Source organism: Eikenella sp. Marseille-P7795, from assembly GCF_916618725.1.
Classification (GTDB): Bacteria; Pseudomonadota; Gammaproteobacteria; order Burkholderiales; family Neisseriaceae; genus Eikenella; species Eikenella longinqua.
Map to the genome: position 1 here is coordinate 53,739 of NZ_CAKAJZ010000011.1, position 15,931 is coordinate 69,669.

Here is a 15,931-nt window from a genome sequence, read left to right on the forward strand (position 1 = left end):
GCCTTACTGCTCCATCTAAAGGCTACCTGAAAATATATTCACAGAAAAATAATATGGAATTTGCCCGATATTTTGCCCTATTAATTATGCTGTTGAGTGGCATGGCAGCTATTGCCGATTCTGCCAGCAGTCAAATCCAATATCCGGTAGTGCACCGCGGCCGACTTATCCAAGCAGATTGCTCGTCTGTAGTCTGCACCAGTATCCATGAGGATTTTAGTGATATTGTATTCCTGGAGTACCGGCTGTATAGCAGGCTGTCTGCCGACAATAATGATTTCCCTCCGGCAAACCACCGCCCGATTATTATGCGATTTAAAGATAACTTGGAGTCGCAAGGATTAAGAGTTGAGGGCTAATCAATATTTTTACATTAAATCCAATATAGCCCCTTATTTTCGTATAGTGGGCTACCTGAAAATCCCCGCCCAGATTTTAGCTGCGCAGAAATTCCACCTTGCTTCGCCAGACATCGCTCCGCTTCGTTGAAGCTGCACTTTCAGGTATCCTCCATACCCCAAACAAAGGAACCACCATGCCCCTTTCCCCCAGCATTTTCAAAGCCTACGACATCCGTGGCATCGTCGGCCAAACCCTCACCGAAGAAGCCGCCGAACAAATCGGCCGCGCCATCGCCGCGCGCGCTGCCAAGCAAGGCCTGCGGCAAATCGCCGTGGGCCGCGACGGCCGGCTCAGCGGCCCCACCCTCGCCGCCGCCCTCATCTGCGGGCTCACCGCGGGCGGAGTCGATGTGGCCGACGTGGGCATGGTGGCTACGCCCATGCTCTATTTTGCCGCCGTGCAGCATTGCCACGGCAGCGGCGTGATGATCACCGGCAGCCACAACCCGCCCGACTACAACGGCTTCAAAATGATGCTCGGCGGCAACACCCTGGCCGGCGAAAACATCCAAGAACTGCGCCGCAGCATCGAAGCGCAGGATTTTGTTTCAGGTAGCCAGCCGGGCAGCGTGCGCAGTTTGGATGTGGCAGACGAATACATTGCCCACATCGCCGGCCATATCCGCCTGCAACGCCCGCTGAAAATCGCCGTGGATGCCGGCAACGGCGTGGCCGGCGCCTTTGCCGGGCGGCTGTATCGCGCGCTCGGCTGCGAAGTGGAAGAACTCTTCTGCGAAGTGGACGGCCGCTTCCCCAACCACCACCCCGACCCCGCCAAACCCGCCAACCTGCAAGACCTCATCCGTGCCGTGCAGGACGGCACAGCCGAAGTCGGACTCGCCTTCGACGGCGACGGCGACCGCCTCGGCGTGGTAACGCGCAGCGGCAGCATCATCTACCCCGACCGCCAGCTCATGCTCTTCGCACAAGACGTGCTCGGGCGCAACCCCGGCGCCAAAGTGATTTACGACGTGAAATCCACCCGCCTGCTCGCCCCGTGGATTCGGCAGCACGGCGGCGAGCCGGTGATGAGCAAAACCGGCCACAGCTTCATCAAAGCCGCCATCAAGCAGCACGGCGCACTCTTGGCCGGCGAAATGAGCGGCCACGTGTTCTTCAAAGAACGCTGGTTCGGCTTCGACGACGGCCTCTACGCCGGCGCACGCCTGCTGGAAATCCTGTCTGCCAGCCCCAACCCCAGCGCCGTGCTGGAAGCCCTGCCCGAAGGCGTGTCCACCCCCGAGCTGAACATCGCCCTGCCCGCAGGCAGCGACGGCCACGCGCTAATCGCCAAGCTGGCCGATGCCGCCCAATTCGACGGCCTGCAAGAGCTCATCACCATCGACGGCCTGCGCGCCGAATTTGCCGACGGCTTCGGCCTTTTGCGCGCCTCCAACACCACGCCCGTGCTGGTGCTGCGCTTTGAAGCCGACAACCCCGCCGCGCTGGCACAAATCCAGGCGCAGTTCCAAACCTTGGTGGAGCAGCACGGCGGGCTGGAGTGGCCGCTATAAACGATTGGCGCAAAACAAAAGCAAACCGCACCGTAGGCATACGGTGCGGTTTTTGATTAGATTGGTCGGATAAAGGCTACCTGAAAACGATGTCTTGCAAAGCAAGGCAGAGTTTCTGCGCAGCTAAAATTTTCAGGTAGCCTCACGGCCATTTCCGCCATTGAGGCAAAATAACCAAAACAAACAATGTTTGCTGATCCGCTTCATGGCGGTACACCAAGCGGTAGCGGGCGGGATACAGCTCACGCGTGCCTTCCACTATGCCGGCTTTGCCCATGGCCGGTTGCAGGGAGGCCAAGGCGAGTAGTTGGCGGATTTCGGCATCGGCTTTGCGGGCAGAAGCGAGGCCGGCATAATCTGCGCGGGCGGCCAGCAGCTGCAAACGCTGCCGCTGCGCCCGTTTGCTCCAAACGGTTTTCACGCTTCGGCTTTCTCAGCTTGCGCAAGCCAGGCATCGACTTGCGCATCGGCTTCACTGCCGCTGAGGATTTGCTCGGCGGCAATATCGGCCATACCGCGCTCCACTTCGGCGCGCACGTAGGCTTCATAGCGCTGGCGTTCAACAAAGTCGCGCATAAATTCGCGTACCAGCTGTGAGGCATTGCGATCGCTGATACGGGCGGCTTCCATAAAGGCTTCTTTTTCCGAATCAGCGATATTCATAATGAATTGTGCCATGATGTACTCCTGAAAATATATATACAGTATATATAAAACATACGGTGCAAACAAGGCTACCTGAAAATTTCAGGTAGCCTTGTTTGCCTACGGACGGCTTATTCGGCAGCCGGCGCGGGGGGGTTCCGCCACGCTGGCAGCGGCCGGCGCTTCGGTCACGGCTTCGGCAGTTGCAACCGCCGCCGGGGCTTCGGCTTCGCCGGCCTCGGCAGCTTGTTTTTCAGCCTGCTTGGCGGCTTGGCGGGCGAGCATTTCCTGCACGGCGGGGTGTTGCTTGGCGATTTCCTGCTCTTCGGGGGTGACTTCGCCTTTGAAGCGGTTGTTCAGGTCGAAGCGTTTGCCACCGCGTGCCAGCGATTTGAGGTAGCGCGGGCGGCGGCAGTGGTTGGAGAGGACGCGGGCGATGAGGGCGGGATCGTATTGCGGCAGGGCGGCCACGAGGTCTTTGTCGATGCCGAGCGCGAGGGGTTTGAAGCGTTTGAACACGTCGTATTTGCCGTAGATGTGGTCGGCAATGAGGTCGGTTTGCTTTTTCTTGCTCATGGTTTGCACGGCAGATTTGAGGGCGGCTCCCAAGGCGGTTTCTTGTGTCATGATGGGGTTTCTCGTATAGGGGAGTGAATGGCGGGATTGTGGCACAGAAAGGGCGGTTTTGGCGAATAAAATCGGGCAGGCGGCACGCAAATACAACGCTTGCCGGCGCTTTTGGGCAGCCTTTACCCGGCGGGCTTATTCTTCGGGGGGTAGCGCCATGGCGAGCACGTTTTGCCGCTGCTGTTCGCGGAAGACGGCGAGCTTGTCTGCGAGCTCGGGATTGCCGTTGGCAAGCAGGGCTACGGCAAACAGGGCGGCGTTGGCGGCGCCGGCTTCGCCGATGGCGAAGGTGGCCACAGGGATGCCTTTGGGCATTTGCACGATGGAGAGCAGGGAATCTTCGCCGTGCAGGTATTTGCTGGGCACGGGCACGCCGAGCACGGGTAGGGTGGTTTTGGCGGCCACCATGCCGGGCAGGTGGGCGGCGCCGCCGGCTCCGGCGATGATGGCTTGCAGGCCGCGCTCGCGGGCGGTTTCGGCGTATTCAAACATGAGGTCGGGCGTGCGGTGGGCGGAGACGACGCGGGTTTCGTGGGCGATACCGAATTGGGTGAGCACGGCGGCGGCGTGCTGCATCACGGCCCAGTCGCTGTTGCTGCCCATGATGATGCCGATTTGGGTCATTGGGTGTTCCTTGTGGTTTGGGGTCAGGGGCTACCTAAAATTTCAACTTCGCTGACGCTGCGCTTTTCAGGTAGCCTGAAATGCTGCAAAGTGTGGTGCGCTTAAATCAAACCGTGTGCGCTGAGCTTTTTGCGCAGGGTGTTGCGGTTGAGGCCGAGCACTTGGGCGGCTTTGGATTGGTTGCCTTCGCAGTGCGCCATCACGCAGCGCAGCAGGGGCAGTTCCACCTGCTGCAACACCATGTGGTACACGTCGTGGGCGGGCTCGCCGTCGAGGTCGGCGAAGTATTGCTGCAAGCTGTTTTCGATACAAGTGATGATATGGCTGTTCTGCCGGAGCATGGTTGCTCTCCTTATTATTGTGATGTGAAACCGGTGTTTGGGCCAAACGGCTTGCTTCGCGGCAGCGCGATGAAGGCGGGTGGGCTGCGGAAGAAAAGCGGTTTAGCCATCGGCGTTCTGCCGCCAGGGGCAGGGCCAGTGTTCGTGTCGGGCGGACTGCGCGGCGAGGAAGGCGGCCAGGGTGTCATATTGTTCGGCGGCGCTGTTTAGCGTGTTCAGGCGGCGGCGTTCGCTTTCGCCATCGGGCAGGTCGGCCAGATACCAGCCAATATGTTTGCGGGCGATGCGCATGCCGGCGGGCTCGCCGTAAAACTCGTGCATGGCGCGGATGTGGCCGAGCAGGGCGGCGGAGGCTACCTGAAAAGGCAGCGGCGGCGGCAGGCTGCCGTGCACCAAATAATGCACCACATCGCGAAACAGCCAGGGCCGGCCTTGGGCGGCGCGGCCGATCATGATGCCGTCGGCGCCGGTGTTAGCCAGCACGCGCGCGGCTTTCTGCGGGCTGTCGATGTCGCCGTTGGCCCACACGGGGATGGAAAGGCGGCTTTTGGCTTCGGCAATCAGGCCGTATTCGGCTTGGCCGCGGTACATTTGGGTGCGGGTGCGGCCGTGGATGGCGATGGCGGCAATACCGGCTTCTTCGGCCAGGCGGGCGATGGTGAGGATGTTTTTGTGTTCGTCGTGCCAGCCCAGGCGGGTTTTGAGCGTAACGGGCACCTCCACGGCGCGCACCACGGCGTTTAAAATTTCGGCCACCAGCGGCTCGTTTTGCAGCAGGGCGCTGCCGGCGAGCACTTGGCACACTTTCTTGGCCGGGCAGCCCATGTTGATGTCGATGAGCTGCGCGCCCTGCGCCACGTTGTAGCGGGCGGCTTCGGCCATCTGCGCGGGATCGCTGCCGGCAATCTGCACGGCAATCACGCCGCTTTCACCGCTGTGGTTGGCGCGGCTGAGGGTTTTGCGCGTGTTTTGCAGCTCGGGGTTGCTGCTGATCATCTCTCCCACCGCCCAGCCGGCGCCGAATTGGCGTGCCAGCATGCGGAAAGGTTTGTCGGTGATGCCGGCCATCGGCGCGAGTGCCACGGCGGGGGAAACGGTGTAGGGGCCGATTTGCATAACGGTGCCGAATGTAAAGTTGGGATTGTACATTTTTCAGGCAATCTCTCCAAGTGCGGCGCGGCGTGGAGGCTACCTGAAAAATGGTTCCGGCTTGTGGCGCGCCGTGATAATAATTTGAATTGTTTGACGGAAGTTAATGCTTGCCGCGCCAGCTTCGCTTGCTTACAATGCGGCGCCTTATGTGTTGCCGCGATGATGGTTGCGTGGCGGCGTTTTTGCTTTTTTTGCTTTGCAGAAGCTGCTATTTTTCAGGTAGCCCCGCCGCGTTTGAGGCTACCTGAAAAATAAATTAACGATAAAACAGGATACACACCAAATGAACAAATCTTGGATAAGCAGCCTGATTGTGCTGTTGGCTTTGGCCGCCTGCGCCCAAGCGCCGGCACAGGCGCAGACTCAGACACAAGCGCCGGCAGCTTCGACCGGACAGGCCGCTTGGGCGGAGCCGGTGCACAAAGAAGCCAACCTCTATCGGGTGGACAGCAAGCTCTACCGCAGCGAGCAGCCGGTGGCCGAAGATGCCGAGAAATTGCAGTCGCTCGGCATCAAAAGCGTGGTGAACCTGCGCTATTTCAACCGCAGCGCCGACCGCAAAGTGCTGGCCGACCAAGGCATCGAGCTCTTCAACCGCCCGCTGCTCACTTGGCGGATCAGCCCGCGCCAAGTGGCGGAAACGCTGTATCTTATCGAGCAGCGACAGGCCGCCGGGCCGGTGTTGGTCCACTGCTACCACGGCGCCGACCGCACCGGCCTGATCGCCGGCATGTACCGCATCATCTATCAGGGCTGGAGCGTGGAGCACGCCAAAAATGAAATGCGCCACGGCCCCTATGGCTTCCACAGCATCTGGCGCAATATCGAAGATTTGTTTACCGAAGAGAAAGTGGGCGAAGTGCGTGCGCATTTGCAGCAGTTGCGCGCGCAGGGCAGATAAGGCTTGAGGCTACCTGAAAACTGTATATGCAGGCTTCAACGAAGCGAAAACAAGCCAAGCAGGTTTCTGCGAAGCCAAAAATCATCCGCATCCCTGCCCGCCGCAATCCTTATCCCAGCCATCCGGAGCACCCCATGCCCTTCCCTGTTGATCCCCAATACATCCAAGCCGCCGAACAAGCCCTCGGCATCCAGTTCCCGCCGCGCTTCAAAGCCCGGCTCGCGGCCGAAAACGGCGGCGAAATCCTGCTCGAGCCCGGCAACGAAGACAGAGCAGCTTCCTGCTCCTGCCCGTGTTCGACACTTCCGACAAAAAACGCCTTCGCCGCACCTGCAACCACATTGCCAAAGAAACCGCTGCCGCCCACCAAAGCTGGCCTGGCTTCCCCGCCCAAGCCGTCGTGATCGGCGACAACCAATGCGGCGAGCTGCTCGTGCTCCTGCCCCAATCCCCGCAGCAGCTCGGCGAAACCCTGTTTGTTTGGTCGAGCGACGGCGGCGGGCTGGAAGAAGCGGCTGACAGCATTGATGATTTGGCAGAATAAACCCGCATTGTCGCGCCAATTTTTCAGGTAGCCTCCGGCATATTGGAGGCTACCTGAAAATTCTAGCTTCAGCGAAATTCACGAATCGCCCCAACTTTGTGGCAGCCAAGTTTCAGCCAGCTTTGGTTTTTCAGCTTGCCGCCCAAACTACGGCTGCTGCCAGCAGAATAAAAGTTGGGTGGCTTTTGGAATCTAATATCGCTTTTTTATCAAACAATTTAATGTAGATTGTATATGGACTTAATTTTTACAAAAGATTTTTTTCGAGATGGTAGCAACTTATTTGGCGTACGTTTTGAAGAAACCGAAGGTTATGAAGGCTTTGTCTGGTTAGCACATTTTTTAATGGATGATGGGGGAACTCGGATTCAGCACTTGTTAGAAATGTCTGAAATCCTATTGAAGGAAATATTAGAAAAAGTGCCTAATGGTATCGAGGTTGAACAATATCGGGAGCACTTCGGCGTTATCGTTGGCAAAGAAATGACAAAAATAGACAGCCTATTAACGGATGAAATCGTAGTGGTTATGCCAACTAAAATCGTGATAGAAAAATTGAAAGAATGTATTTCTTTCATTAAGCAGAATTATGATGTTTAAGCAAAAATAGATTCAGCAAAACAAACAGCACCCGGCATACCTGCCGCACATATCCTGCTCCATACATAAAGGACAAAGGCTACCTGAAAGCGTGAGCTTCAACGCAGTAAAACGGACAAAGTGAGTTTTCTGCGAAGCAAAAACATCGGCTTCAACCGATCGAAAACAAATAAACGAGTTCCCGCCAAGCCAAAACCCCCGTCCCGCGTAAAAAGCAGTAAAACCCGCCGTCTGTTTGCGCCTGCCGCTTCATTGCTCCACTGCTTTCAGGTAGCCTTAGGCCGTTCCAGTTATCCCTCCCCCGATACAGCATGAAAAAACACACCCTCGCCCTCCTCTCCGCCGCCCTGCTCACCGCCTGCACCAGCCAAACCGAAACTCCCATCGAGCCCCTCAACGCAGAAGGCAGCGCCGTCCAGCTACCCGGCGGCCGCCGCAGCGATTCCGAAGACAAAGTGCTGGCCGACTACCAGCTCTTCCAATCCGCCCAAGCCGCCCTCAAACAAGGCGACGGCAGCCAAGCCGCCCAATTCCTCGCCCAAGCCCAGCCCAGCGCCATGGCCGACAGCCTGCGCAACCAATGGCTCAAACAGCTCGGCCGCAACGGCCAATGGCAAGAGTTTGCCCAACAATACAACCGCCTGAAGCCCGCCGCCCGCGATAAAGAAACCCGCTGCTACGCCGCGCTGGCCGGCCTGGAAAACCAAAATGCCGCCCAAGAAGCCCTGAGCGAACTCGGCCGCCAGCCCGAAGGCTGCAACCGCCTGCTCGAACAACTCGCCGCCCAAGGCAAGCTCCCCGCCGAAGCCGCCTGGCGGCGCGTGCGCGGCCTATTGGCCAACAACCAAATCACCGATGCCCGCCGCCTTGCCGCCGCCCTCGGCTCGCCCCTGCCCGAACCACTAAACAGCGCCCTGCCCGACAGCCAAGGCGGCCGCGAAGCCCTGCTGCACAGCGTTATCGGCCAAAATGCCCGCAAACAGGCCGACGCCGCCGACCGCCTGCGCAGCCTCGCCCCCAGCCTCAGCCCGGCGCAAACCGGCTTCGGCTGGGCCATCCTCGGCCACCACTACGCGCTGAACCAGCGCTTCCCCGCAGCGCTCTCCGCCTTCAACCAAGCCGACCGCAGCCAGCTCAGCCACACCCATTGGGAATGGTATGCCCGCAGCGCCCTGCGCCTCGGCCGTTGGCAAGATTTGCAAAACATCATCGCCGCCATGCCCGAAAAACTGCGCGCCGACCCCGCTTGGCAATACTGGCTAGCCCGCAGCCTGGCCGCTGGCGGCGACAACGCCCAAGCCCAGCAGCACTACCGCCAGGCCGCCGCCTCCGGCCGCAATTTCTACGCCCTGCTCGCCACCGAAGCCATCGGCGGCCAAGTGAACACCCGCAATAACGCCGCCGAGCCCGGCAGCAGCCAAACCGCCCAAGTGGCCGCCGACGGCGCCGTGGCCCGAGCGCTCAGCCTGTTCCGCGCCTCCCAGCGCAGCGGCGATTGGGACATGCGCAAGCAAGCTCAAGCCGAATGGCGCTACGCCGTGGAAGGCTACAACGAGCCCGCCCTGCTCGCCGCCTCCAAGCTCGCCCACGACGCCGGCTTCTACGAAATGGGCATCTACGCCGCCGACAAAACCCACAATCAAATCAACTACAACCTGCGCTACATCGCCCCCTTCCGCGACAGCGTAACCCGCTACGCCACCCAAGCCAACGTTGATCCCGCCTGGGCCTACGGCATCATCCGCCAAGAAAGCCGCTTCATGATCGGCGTGCGCTCCCGCGTGGGCGCCACCGGCCTGATGCAGGTGATGCCCGCCACCGCCCGCGAAATCGCCGGCAAAATCGGCATGGATCCCGCCGAGCTGCACAGCATCGAAGGCAACATCCGCATGGGCACCTGGTATCTCGGCGACGCGCGCAACCGGCTGGGCAGCGAAGTGCTCGCCACCGCCGGCTACAACGCCGGCCCCGGCCGCGCCCGCAACTGGCAGGCCGCCAGCCCGCTCGAAGGCGCGGTATACGCCGAAACCATCCCCTTCGACGAAACCCGCGACTACGTGAAGCGCGTGATGGCCAACGCCACCTACTACGCCAGCCTCTTCAACGAGCCGCACACCTCCCTCACCCGCCGCATGGGCACCATCCCCGCCCGCTAATCCGCTGCGCGCACAAAACCGGTTTCAGCCAGCCTCCTCCGGCAAAGAGGCTACCTGAAACCGATTTTTCATTTCTCCATACCGCCATCAAGCGTTCCCAAGTATCCCAATCTGTTTGGCCGACAGATTTCCAGGTAGCCTCAAGCACACAACAGGCTACCTGAAAATCCATACCTTGTTATCCCACTCCTGCGGCAATATATCCCTTCAGGTACAATACCGCAGTAATTTCGCCCACCCACGGAGCCAGCCATGAGCCGCCACAGCCTGCAAAACCCCGAACTCGCCAACTACACCTTCCTGCAAGACCTCTACAACGACAACACCTTCCCCTTCGAATTCACCCAACGCGGCGAAGAGATCCTGGCCAACACCTGCCGCCAAATCGAAGCCAACCCGCCATCCGATGTCGAAAGCCTCTACCTCATCACCCAAGCCGCCACCGAGCGCTTCAACAACCTGCGCGACGAATTCGACATCGAAGGCGGCGACACCCTGCGCGACGCCCTGGCCAACGACCTCGCCTACATCGCCCAATGCTACGGCATCTACGACACCGACACCGAGCGCCTTACCGCCACCCAAGACAACTGGTAACCCCGCCAATGCAAAAGGCTACCTGAAAACCAAAAGAACCCCATGACCCTCCAAAAAGTCACCGCCAAAACCCACGACGTGGGCGGCATCCCCGTCGCCCGCCTGCTGCCGAACCGCACGCACCGCACCGTCGGCGCGTGGTGCTTTCTTGACCACGCCGGCCCCGCGTATTTTGCGGCGGATGCAGACGGCATGCAGGTCGGCGCCCACCCGCACACCAACCTGCAAACCTTTACCTGGATGCTCGAAGGTGAACTACTGCACCGCGACAGCCTCGGCAGCCGCCAACTCATCCGCCCCAAACAGGTCAACCTCATGACCGCCGGCACGGGCGGCAACCACGGCATCAGCCACACCGAGCAAACCCCCGACGGCATCCGCACCCTGCACGCCGTGCAGCTCTGGATTGCCCTGCCCATGCACAAGAATATCGCCCCCAGTTTCCGCCATTATCCCGAGCTGCCCGAATGGTCGGACAACAGCGCGGATTTCATATTAGTAAACGGCAGCTTCGCCGGCCGCACCGCCCCCACCGAGCAGCACAGCCCGCTGCTGGGCTTGGACATCCGTTTCAGGCAGCCTGCAACGCTGGACATCCCCGCGCAGGCAGGCTGGGAATACGGCGTGCTGGTGTTGGCGGGCGAAGCGGAAATCGGCGGGCAGACGTTCGTGCAAGACGAACTGGCCAAATTCGAACACGCCGACACCGCCCAAACCCTGCCTATCCGCGCCCAAGCAGGCAGCCGCATCCTGCTGCTGGGCGGCGAACCGCTGCCGCACCCCGTCCGAATGTGGTGGAACTTCGTCGCTGACAGCCAGGAAGCCTTGGTGCAGGCCGTGGCCGACTGGAACGACGGCCATCCGCGCTTCGGCCATATTAACTTGGCTGGCACGCAACTGACACGCCTTCGCGCCCCCGAGTTGAAAAACACCATCCGCTAACGCCTTGCCGAGCCCAAGCAAAAGGCTACCTGAAAAAGCAAAACTGCCACGAAGCAAAAGCAAATGAAGCAAGTTTCCGCATAGCCAAATTTTTCAGGTAGCCTTCTCCCCTCCTTCCCCCGCGAATGTTCAGCCGCGCGGTTTGCTGTTAAAATCCGCCTTCTGAAACCGCGCAGCCAAGACATCATGAGTATCGCCAACAACAAAAAAGCCTTCCACGACTATTTCATCGAAGACCAGCTCGAAGCCGGGCTAGTGCTCGACGGCTGGGAAGTGAAAGCCATCCGCGCCGGCCGCGTGCAGCTCAAAGAAAGCTATATCCACTGGAAAAAAGACGCGTTTTACCTGGTGGGCTGCCACATCACCGCCCTGCCCACCGCCTCCACCCACGTGAAGCCCGACCCCGTGCGGCAGCGCAAACTCCTGCTCAAACAAGCCGAAATCAACAAGCTCATCGGCAAAGTGGAGCGCAGCGGCTACACCCTCGTGCCGCTCAACCTGCACTACCGGCGCGGCTACATCAAAATGGACATCGGCCTGGCCAAAGGCAAAAAGCAGCACGACAAACGCCAAAGCATGAAAGAAGCCGACTGGAAACGCGAAAAACAGCGCCTGATGAAACAAGCCCGCTAATCCCCTTGCCGCCCCGCCCGCCATCGAGGCTACCTGAAACGCCCGCTTCAGCTAAGCCCAAACCCTTTCTTTGCCCGCATCCGCATCATGGCAAATTAAATTTTCAGGTAGCCTTCCACAGGAAAACACCATGCAACGCAGTTCCCTCTTCCTCCCCATCCTGCTGATTATCTTCGGCGCCATCTGGTTTCTCAGTAGCACCGACATCCTGCCCACCACCGCCACCCTAGTCGCCCTCGCCCTGGCTGCAGGCGGCGTGGCCCTGCTCCTGCTCGACGGCATCAACACCCAAAGCATCGTGCACGGCCCCATGCTCATGTATCTCGGCGCCGCCATTTACCTGCGCAACCAAATGTTTATCGCATTCGCTCCGCTCGCCGCCCTCGGCATGATGCTGCTCGGCGGCCTCATGCTGCTCGCCCGCAGCGGCATCGTGCCCCGCAAATACGGCGCCCACGGCCTGCCCCGCCGAGCGCGCCGCAACAGCGAGCAAGAATAAGCAAAGGCTACCTGAAAAATTTCAGGTAGCCTCTTCCCCAATCAATAGGAAAACACCCATGGCCATCATCATCAAAACCCCCGAAGAAATCGCCAAAATGCGCGAACTCGGCCGCCTCGCCGCCGAAGCTCTGGATTACATCGGCGACTTCGTCAAACCCGGCGTTACCACCAACGAGCTCAACCAGCTCGTGCACGACTACCATGTAAACGTGCAAGGCGGCTACCCCGCCCCCCTGCACTACGGCAACCCGCCCTACCCCAAATCCTGCTGCACCTCGGTAAACCACGTCATCTGCCACGGCATCCCCGACGACAAACCCCTGAAAAACGGCGACATCCTCAATATTGACATCACCATCAAAAAAGACGGCTTCCACGGCGACTCCAGCCGCATGTATGCCGTGGGCAGCATCAGCCCGCAGGCACAGCGCCTCATCGACATCACCCACCAAAGCATGATGGCCGGCATCGCTGCCGTGAAGCCCGGTGCCACCCTCGGCGACATCGGCCACGCCTGCCAGCAAGTAGCCGAAAACGCCGGCTACTCCGTGGTGCAGGAATTCTGCGGCCACGGCATCGGCCGCGGCTTCCACGAAGACCCGCAAATCCTCCACTACGGCCGTCGCGGCCAAGGCCCCAAGCTCGAGCCCGGCATGATTTTCACCATCGAGCCCATGATCAACCAAGGCAAACGCCACCTGCGCATCCTCGACGACGGCTGGACCGTGGTCACCAAAGACCGCAAACTCTCCGCCCAATGGGAGCACGAAGTGCTCGTTACCGAAAGCGGCTGCGACATCCTCACCATCAGCCCGCGCACCGGCAAGCCCTAATCCCGCCGCCCCGCCCGCCAAGGCTACCTGAAAATACACCCCGCCAAAAAACCGGCTGCCAAAGGACAACACATTTTCAGGTAGCCCCTCCCTTGCCGCCGCAACCGCCCACAAACGCCCCAATCATGAAACGCAACTGCCAGATTTTCTACTCCTTCTACACCGACGACAGCCATGTCGACGGCAACCGCCCCATCACCATCGCCACCGACGAGCTGCCCGCCTACTTCCACCGCCTCCAGCTCCACCCCGACTTCCTCGGCATCATCGACCGGCACGACAACACCTTCCAAATCGTCCTCGAAGAATTCAGCGGCTACTACTGGGCCGAAATCCCCGACCCCGTAAAAAGCGGCTACTATGGCCGCTTCTACACCGCCGACGAACTGCTCGCCCTGCTTGAGCGCCTGCCCGACGAATTCGTGCCGCAAAACTTCCCCGGCCTCAGCTTCCAGCCCTGGCAAGAATATTTCGAAGACACCCCCTACGGCAAAGAAGCCCAGCGCCTGTTTGAAAGCAGCGGCGATACCGGCGAGATGGTACGCGTAGCCGAAGACATCTGTGAATCCTGCCGCCTCGGCGCCTGGGACGCCCTGTGCGACGACGGCCTCGCCCTGCTCCAGCGCGAACTCACCGCCAGCCCCGCCGCCTTCACCGACATCAACTACCAGCGCCTGTGCCGCAGCCTCGACTGGCTCGAAGACCTCGTGGCCGAAAACGCCTCCTTCGACGAAGACAGCATGGACGACCTGTGCGACATGCTGCTCGAACGCATCGTGGATCTAGACAACTACCGCCAGCCACGGCACTAGCCAACCGCTTGCTTGCCCAACAGCCGTTTCAAAATAAGCAAAGGCTACCTGAAAACGCAGCGCAGCGGAGTTTCTGCGAAGCTAAAATATTTCAGGTAGCCTTCAGTTTACGTTGATGTTTATCTACTGGCACAAAACCCCTGATGGATGATTACCTTGAATGTTGCCCCTCTATCAGCCAAGGTAAAATGCTCTTCCACGTTGTAATATCGATTGGAATTGGCAGAGATTCCGTGTTCGCACATACCGTTCGACTCGATTTGCTGATAATGTTCGCGTATAGCATCAATACTTTGAGTGGCAAGCTGTGGATCACTCAGCGTTAGATATCGATGCATGGTACGGGTGGGACGATTAAAACTGATGCGATCTAAAGTCAAATAATCCCCGATTTTACTTGGTAATTCTTTACTGATGGTTTCAACTGCGGCTATAGCGGCATCAATTCTCATCTCTCTTATATCAGAGCTTCTTAACGCATGCCGATACTGTGTTGCACACTGTGTTTTAGGAATAATGCTAGTAATAACTTTCGGCTGACTAACCAAACGATATCGGTACACAATATCCACCTGGTTATTTATTTTGATAATTTCAGGATCGCCACACACAAAATTAGGCGTGCCAGACTGTAATAGCTTCTCTAAGACTGCAGTATCTATTCCAGGCTGTGCCAAAATATCATCAAACGTAGCATCAAAAATAAATTTATCGCCTTCGAGTGATGCCTTGTTCAAAGTAAGAGCACCTCCTTAGCTATATGGCATCAGACGATTCTGTGCTGCAACAATCTGCTGTAATTCCTGCTCTACAGTTTGTGCTTTCGCGGTTAATGGCAAAACAATCGCTGCGACAATAGAAAGGCAAACAGCAAGCATCCTTCTTGAATACATCATCCTTCTCTCCACATTTGTAAGCAAACTAAAGGCTACCTAAAAACTCCAGCCATATAAAGCATGTTGTAATTTTCAGGTAGCCTCTTATTTCTAAAGAGCGAACTGTTTTATACCTCGATAATCACTTTCATCGCTTTGGTGTCGGCCGCATGTTTGAACACGTCGTAGGCTTTTTCCATTTCGCTGAATTTGAAGCGGTGGGTGGCCAGTTTTTCCATCGGCAGTTTGCTCGATTCGCAGGCTTTCAGCAGCATGCCGGTGGTGTTGGCGTTCACCAAGCCGGTGGTTACCGTGATGTTTTTAATCCACAATTTGGCCAGATCAAACTCAACCGGTTTGCCATGCACGCCCACGTTGGCCACGTGGCCGCCTTCTTTTACCACTTTCTGGCAGACGTCCCAAGTGGCGGGATAGCCCACGGCTTCCATGGCGCAATCCACGCCGCGGCCGCCGGTGATTTCCAGAATCTTGGCCACAGCATCTTCTTTGCTCGGATTGATGGTGTGGGTGGCACCCATTTCTTTGGCTATAGCCAGGCGGTTGTCGTCCATATCCACCACGATGATGGTGGCGGGCGAGTAGAACTGGGAAGTGAGTAGGCAGCCCATGCCCACGGGGCCGGCGCCGACGATAGCGATGGCATCGCCCGGTTTCACCTGGCCGTATTGCACGCCGATTTCGTGGCCGGTGGGCAACGCATCGGAAAGGAACACTGCCACGTCGGTATTCAGGGTTTCGGGCAGGTGGTAGAGCGAATTGTCGGCAAACGGGGTGCGCACGTATTCGGCCTGGGTGCCGTCGATCATGTAACCCATGATCCAGCCGCCGTCTTTGCGGCAGTGGGCATAGAGCTGTTTCTGGCAGTTATCGCAGGTGCCACAGCGGCTCACGCAGGATACGATGACTTTGTCGCCTTTTTTGAAGTCTTTCACGACAGAGCCGACTTCTTCCACCACGCCGATTGCTTCGTGCCCGAGGATACGGCCTTCCCATTTGCCGGTTTTCTGGCGGGCAACGGCTTCGATTTCCGGGTTTTTGCCCTTCATGATGTCCAAGTCTGTGCCGCAAATGGTGGTTTTGGTAACACGAATGATAGCATCGGTGGGATCAATGATGGTCGGCACCGGACGGTCTTCGAAACGTACGTCGTTTTCACCGTAATAAGTCATGGCTTTCATAGTCTTACTCATAATTCTCTCCTGATGAGACTGC

At 58.6% G+C, this 15,931-nt stretch carries 20 protein-coding genes; 12 read left to right on the top strand and 8 right to left on the bottom strand.

Features of this window, described 5'->3' with window-relative positions:
- The first annotated feature begins 53 nt into the window (after positions 1 to 53).
- Both LG371_RS11725 and LG371_RS11730 read left to right on the top strand, forming a co-directional pair.
- A complete protein-coding gene (locus LG371_RS11725) occupies positions 54 to 359 on the top strand; it encodes a hypothetical protein (protein WP_067591719.1) in 306 nt (101 codons plus the stop codon).
- A 176-nt stretch (positions 360 to 535) separates the two neighbouring features.
- Positions 536 to 1,915: a phosphomannomutase/phosphoglucomutase gene (locus LG371_RS11730; RefSeq protein ID WP_225748595.1), complete on the top strand. Its 1,380-nt coding sequence runs from the start codon at positions 536 to 538 to the stop codon at positions 1,913 to 1,915.
- Positions 1,916 to 2,057: 142 nt separating this feature from the next.
- On the opposite strand, the gene LG371_RS11735 is transcribed toward LG371_RS11730, so the two are convergent.
- The 6 genes from LG371_RS11735 to dusB form a co-directional block, all read right to left on the bottom strand.
- Positions 2,058 to 2,336 (bottom strand): type II toxin-antitoxin system RelE/ParE family toxin, encoded by a 279-nt coding sequence (locus LG371_RS11735; protein WP_067591725.1) that lies wholly within the window; start codon positions 2,334 to 2,336, stop codon positions 2,058 to 2,060.
- Positions 2,333 to 2,593 carry a hypothetical protein gene (locus LG371_RS11740; RefSeq protein ID WP_067591729.1) on the bottom strand — a complete coding sequence of 87 codons (261 nt, stop codon included), beginning with the start codon at positions 2,591 to 2,593 and terminating at the stop codon, positions 2,333 to 2,335. The genes LG371_RS11735 and LG371_RS11740 overlap by 4 nt, the downstream gene beginning before the upstream one ends.
- 87 nt (positions 2,594 to 2,680) lie before the next feature.
- Positions 2,681 to 3,187: a ProQ/FINO family protein gene (locus LG371_RS11745; protein WP_225748596.1), complete on the bottom strand. Its 507-nt coding sequence runs from the start codon at positions 3,185 to 3,187 to the stop codon at positions 2,681 to 2,683.
- A 135-nt stretch (positions 3,188 to 3,322) separates the two neighbouring features.
- On the bottom strand, positions 3,323 to 3,811 hold the full coding sequence (purE, locus tag LG371_RS11750; RefSeq protein WP_067591732.1) for a 5-(carboxyamino)imidazole ribonucleotide mutase: 489 nt from the start codon (positions 3,809 to 3,811) through the stop codon (positions 3,323 to 3,325).
- 101 nt (positions 3,812 to 3,912) lie between these two features.
- Complete coding sequence (locus LG371_RS11755) at positions 3,913 to 4,152, bottom strand: helix-turn-helix domain-containing protein (RefSeq protein ID WP_067591735.1); 240 nt, start codon at positions 4,150 to 4,152, stop codon at positions 3,913 to 3,915.
- 102 nt (positions 4,153 to 4,254) lie between these two features.
- Positions 4,255 to 5,268: a tRNA dihydrouridine synthase DusB gene (gene dusB, locus LG371_RS11760; protein WP_225748597.1), complete on the bottom strand. Its 1,014-nt coding sequence runs from the start codon at positions 5,266 to 5,268 to the stop codon at positions 4,255 to 4,257.
- 319 nt (positions 5,269 to 5,587) lie between these two features.
- On the opposite strand from dusB, the gene LG371_RS11765 reads away from it, so the two are divergent.
- From LG371_RS11765 to LG371_RS11810, 10 genes are all read left to right on the top strand, one after another.
- Positions 5,588 to 6,205 carry a tyrosine-protein phosphatase gene (locus LG371_RS11765; protein ID WP_225748598.1) on the top strand — a complete coding sequence of 206 codons (618 nt, stop codon included), beginning with the start codon at positions 5,588 to 5,590 and terminating at the stop codon, positions 6,203 to 6,205.
- 292 nt (positions 6,206 to 6,497) lie between these two features.
- Positions 6,498 to 6,749, top strand: a complete 252-nt coding sequence (locus LG371_RS11770) for a hypothetical protein (RefSeq protein ID WP_225748599.1) — start codon at positions 6,498 to 6,500, stop codon at positions 6,747 to 6,749.
- A 234-nt stretch (positions 6,750 to 6,983) separates the two neighbouring features.
- On the top strand, positions 6,984 to 7,349 hold the full coding sequence (locus LG371_RS11775) for a hypothetical protein (RefSeq protein WP_225748600.1): 366 nt from the start codon (positions 6,984 to 6,986) through the stop codon (positions 7,347 to 7,349).
- Between the two features lie 311 nt (positions 7,350 to 7,660).
- Entirely contained in the window at positions 7,661 to 9,505 is a 1,845-nt protein-coding gene (locus tag LG371_RS11780) for a lytic transglycosylase domain-containing protein (protein WP_225748601.1), read from the top strand.
- Between the two features lie 252 nt (positions 9,506 to 9,757).
- Positions 9,758 to 10,102 carry a DUF5713 family protein gene (locus LG371_RS11785; RefSeq protein ID WP_067591743.1) on the top strand — a complete coding sequence of 115 codons (345 nt, stop codon included), beginning with the start codon at positions 9,758 to 9,760 and terminating at the stop codon, positions 10,100 to 10,102.
- Positions 10,103 to 10,144: 42 nt separating this feature from the next.
- A complete protein-coding gene (locus LG371_RS11790) occupies positions 10,145 to 11,044 on the top strand; it encodes a pirin family protein (protein ID WP_225748602.1) in 900 nt (299 codons plus the stop codon).
- A 186-nt stretch (positions 11,045 to 11,230) separates the two neighbouring features.
- Positions 11,231 to 11,677, top strand: coding sequence for an SsrA-binding protein SmpB (gene smpB / locus LG371_RS11795; RefSeq protein ID WP_067591749.1), 447 nt, complete (start codon positions 11,231 to 11,233; stop codon positions 11,675 to 11,677).
- A gap of 130 nt (positions 11,678 to 11,807) precedes the next feature.
- Positions 11,808 to 12,176, top strand: coding sequence for a hypothetical protein (locus tag LG371_RS11800; protein WP_225748603.1), 369 nt, complete (start codon positions 11,808 to 11,810; stop codon positions 12,174 to 12,176).
- A gap of 58 nt (positions 12,177 to 12,234) precedes the next feature.
- Positions 12,235 to 13,011 (top strand): type I methionyl aminopeptidase, encoded by a 777-nt coding sequence (gene map, locus LG371_RS11805; protein WP_067591754.1) that lies wholly within the window; start codon positions 12,235 to 12,237, stop codon positions 13,009 to 13,011.
- Between the two features lie 125 nt (positions 13,012 to 13,136).
- The gene (locus LG371_RS11810) at positions 13,137 to 13,823 is read left to right on the top strand and encodes a hypothetical protein (RefSeq protein WP_067591758.1); all 687 of its coding nucleotides are present in this window, start codon (positions 13,137 to 13,139) and stop codon (positions 13,821 to 13,823) included.
- 119 nt (positions 13,824 to 13,942) lie between these two features.
- On the opposite strand, the gene LG371_RS11815 is transcribed toward LG371_RS11810, so the two are convergent.
- Together LG371_RS11815 and LG371_RS11820 are read right to left on the bottom strand one after the other, a co-directional pair.
- Positions 13,943 to 14,560, bottom strand: a complete 618-nt coding sequence (locus tag LG371_RS11815; RefSeq protein ID WP_156503495.1) for a hypothetical protein — start codon at positions 14,558 to 14,560, stop codon at positions 13,943 to 13,945.
- A gap of 266 nt (positions 14,561 to 14,826) precedes the next feature.
- Positions 14,827 to 15,897, bottom strand: coding sequence for a zinc-dependent alcohol dehydrogenase family protein (locus tag LG371_RS11820; protein WP_225748616.1), 1,071 nt, complete (start codon positions 15,895 to 15,897; stop codon positions 14,827 to 14,829).
- Positions 15,898 to 15,931: the final 34 nt, after the last annotated feature.